Below are 4,090 nucleotides of genomic sequence, written 5' to 3'. Positions count from 1 at the left end.
CTGACGCTTTTCCCTTCCTGCTTCAACTCCAGCATCCTCTCGGCCCGCCTGCGTTTTAATAACCTTTCCTTTCCCCAGGGCTCCTCCTTAAGACAATCAGGAAAGGGGCAGTTAAGACAGGAGGGAAACAGCTCACAGCCCGTATCTTCGTAGGAAAGTTCCTCGGGCAATAAATCCCATATCAAATCACTGTCCATGATTAGCTCCCGGCTTGCTTCAGTTTGTGTTTTCCTCCATGATTCAGTACCGCAGGGTCGGGGCTTGTCCCCGACCAGAGATTGCTTCGTCGCTTACGCTCCTCGCAATGACACAAAAGGAATGTCATCGGGAACCCCCACAGATTTAACGGGCAGGTCCATAATTAGGTATAAAATAGCACTTATGTTCTAAATGGGCAAGGAGATTTTGTCGTGTTCATGCATGTAGAGCGGGCCTTCAGGGTCGCGCCACCCTGCAGCACAGGGCTAAAGCCCGGCACTACACTTTTGCTTACACCTTGCATGGAATTTTGTAGTGCGACCCTTCAGGGTCGCACTACGGTAGAGGTGGGGCTTGTACCCGCCCACGACCCGTTTAAACATCGCCATGCTAGGTATTGACAAGGAGATGATAGCTGTTACAATAAACCAAGGTTATCTGGTGAATTACCAATTAGCTATTGACAAAATAGAGAAAGAGTTATATAGTAAAAGGTTAGATAGACTGGAGCCTATTATTATGGCTTTGGTCAAGAGATTTGGGCTTGTTTGAACGTTAATAATTGAATATCGTGCGATGACAACTACCTGTCATTCTGAGCCTGAGTTAATGTAGCGCGAGGCTTTAGCCTTGAGCAGCACGACCCTGAAGGGTTGTGCTGCTCAAGTTGACTACTCAGAATGACATTAATGAAATCGAAAAGGAGGTGATGCCTATGGCAAAGTCCCGAGGCGAATCGCCACCGCGAGGAACCTTCCCTCACCTGTCATTGCGAGTCCCGATTTATCGGGTCGAAGCAATCTCGGTAGTGAATGGTCGAGGGTAGGGTCCGCAATCTTCCAAAGATTCGCGGAGGGGAAGACAAGGTGCCTGGCCCGGGCGAAAAAACCATTGTCTTTCGTCATTGCGAGAAGCGCAGCGACGAAGCAATCTCAAAGTGGGCAGCCTGTGAATGAGGCAGGCTTAAAACTGGGTTTACTGAATAAAAATGTTTCCAATAACTCGAGCCTGGATTAGTCGAATCCGGGCGAGAGTGGAATTAGATTGGATACCTAACAAAGGAGGAATTAAATGACTAAAATAAGAGGGTGGCCGGTGCGGGCGATGTATATGCTTATCGCCGCCGCATTGGTCATCAGTCTGATAATTGTAGCGGCACCCGCTTTAAAGGTGAGTGCCAACCCCGGTCTCAGCGAGTGGACGCGGGTCTCTACTCCGACTCTTGAGGGCTTTGTCGTGGCCCCCGATTCCGTAATCATCGACGCTAACTACGCTGACGGCGGAGAGGTAGCCTACGCTGTCGTGTATGCGTATGATGAGGAGTGGGGTAGTCAAGAGTATCGCCTGTTGAAGTCCGACGACTATGCTGCCACATGGACGGACATCACCGACGTACTGGAAGATGTGGACGATGGCTACGACATACAGGCGATAGTGCGGGTAGCCACCGACTGGGAGGACGCCGAAGTCGTGGCTGTCGCCGTCTGGGAGGGCTCGCCACTTGAACTCCGTGTTTACTTCTCCACTGACGGCGGCGATACTTTCGAGGACGCCGGCGAAGTTGAGGACGGCGGTGTTTACTTCGACGATCCAAACGATGTCGCCGACCTGGCCGTCTCCCCCGAAGCGGCCGGCAAGCGGGAAATCGCCATCGGCGGCCGTGACTGGAATGACAACAGTGCGCTTTTCCGCAGCACGGTTACCGGAGATTCGGCCAGCGGCTGGGAGGATGCCACACTGTATGCCGGCTGGGATGACAGTTTCAGCTTCACCTCGGCGTGGGTCACCGACATCATCTTCTCGACCAGCTGGGGTACGGACAAGACCATCCTGGTTACCACTGTTACTCCTGCTGCACCCTACGAGGTCCACCTGCAATGCGGTAGCTGGGGAACCAGCGAAGGCTGGAACGAGGACTCAACCCTGGGCATCGACGCTGTGTTGATAATCGATGATGTAAACCTACCAACGTGGCTAGCGATGACGCCAACCGCTGACGCCAGAGGAATAGCAGGCATAACCCTGCCCGAGGACTACAACAGCAAGAACACCAATGACAGAGTGCTCTGGGTCTGGGTGAACTATTATGATCCTTCCCCTCCCAACGACCCCATGTGCGCTATAATGCGCGTAGAGGATGACTCCGCTGACCCGGTCGGGCCGATGGGGCAGATCGAGGACGGCGAGCTCTGGCTGACCAACATCTCCTACCACGGCACCATAGCCGAAGGTAAGGCTATCGCCGGTGTGCTGGGCGATGGAATGGGAGAATATACCACCGGCTGCGAGGGCGTCCAGGTCTATCGCAACGATGGAATCCGCAACATGGATATCTGCTGTGAGCGATGGCATGATGCCTGCAAGCCGCCCACCGGCGTGGCTGCCATGGCGGTATCTTATGTCGACGATGACAAGGCTTACGCCGTTGCCCTCCAGGGCGATATGGACAATGACGAGGGCGCCTGGTCGGTGACCTTCGACGGCGGAGATACCTGGAACCAGCTCAGCCTGATTGATACCTATATTGACTACCTGTCGGACGTGGCCGTATCCCCCGACTGCAACAAGACATTCCTGGTCAGCATTAACGAGGGAGAGCCAAATGGGAGCACCTACTGTGACAGCGTCTGGCTGCACGCCGTTAACCTCCCCGAAGCCGGGGAGTACAGCGGCAAGTGGATCAGGACCTGGTCTGGCATGCTCGACAACGACTGGGGCATGCTCAGGCTGGCGCCCGAGGAAACCACCGGCGACACCGTAGTCCTGGTTGACTGGGACTCCAACAACGTGTACTGGAACGGCCTGGAAGGCCTGGCTTGCTGGGACCCCATCGGTTCTACCGAGCTGGATAACATCATGGACCTGGCCCTTCAGGACGCCGATACTATGTTTGCCCTGGATTACTTAGGCGAAGTGGCCATGTTCGATGATGACGAGTGGCAGGAAGCCGTGGGCAGCGAGGTTGATTATGGTTATACCATCGCCGTCTGGGGCGACTGGATACTTGTCGGCGGCGAGGATGGAGAGGTTTCTTACTCCGACGACGGCGGCGAGACGTTCGAACTGCTGGAAGATTTCCCCAGCATTGACGGCTACGTCACCGTGGCTTTTGATACCTATTTCGACACCAACGACGTAGTTTATGCTGCCACAGATGATGATTACAAAGGCGGCATCTATAAATGGGTCATTGGCGAAAGCGAAGAGTGGATGGACCTCAAAGCCGAGCCTATGGAGTCACAGGTCGGCGTTAACGACGGAGACGCCGTGGATGAAGTTATTCAGGTGGCCTTCACCGGCCTGGTGGTGGATAGACCGGGCAATCCCTTCACCGACGCTGACAACGGCGGTGTTATCTACGCCAGCTACTACGGCTCCTGGAACGGGACTGACTTCACCGGCGCGGCTCGCTCTCTCGAGCGCACGGTTACAGTATGCACAACGTGCCTTACCTGGGACTTCCTGCACGTTGGACTCACTCCCGGGGTCTGGCCCGACGACGATCCCTATCCGGAGGGCTTCGCAGCTACGCCAGATGCACTGAAGATTTGCGGCTGCCTGACCCCAGACAGCAACACCCACCTCTTTGCCATTGACTACTGGTATGACTATGATATGGTAGACTACGAAGCCGGCAGTGTCTGGATATATGAGGACTGCTACGCCAAGAAGGCTCCCGACATTTCAAGCCCTGCTGACGAAGCGGTCATCCCTGCCGACCCCTGCTCATGCTATAGCGTACCGTTTACCGTCCTGTGGGATACTCTGTGCGATGCCTGTTCCTTTGACATCGCGTTTGCACTGGACGAGGAATTCACCATGCCGGTACCTGTGAACGGAGAGGAAGGGTTGGCATACCACGTGATCGGAGATGTCCCCAGCTATTCCATCA

The 4,090-nt window shown here is 54.8% G+C and carries 2 protein-coding genes; one reads left to right on the top strand and one right to left on the bottom strand.

Annotation, left to right across the window (positions count from 1 at the left end; genetic code table 11):
* The coding region (locus VMW13_00010; protein ID HUV43190.1) for a hypothetical protein at positions 1-197 on the bottom strand (197 nt) is incomplete at its 3' end.
* 1,072 nt (positions 198-1,269) lie between these two features.
* Between VMW13_00010 and VMW13_00005 the strand changes: the two genes are divergently transcribed.
* On the top strand, positions 1,270-4,090 hold a 2,821-nt coding region (locus tag VMW13_00005), incomplete at its 3' end, for a hypothetical protein (protein HUV43189.1).

The sequence above is a fragment of the Dehalococcoidales bacterium genome, assembly GCA_035529395.1.
GTDB lineage: Bacteria > Chloroflexota > Dehalococcoidia > Dehalococcoidales > Fen-1064 > DUES01.
Note: the sequence above shows the minus strand (reverse complement) of the source record. Positions and strands in the feature narration are given on the sequence as shown.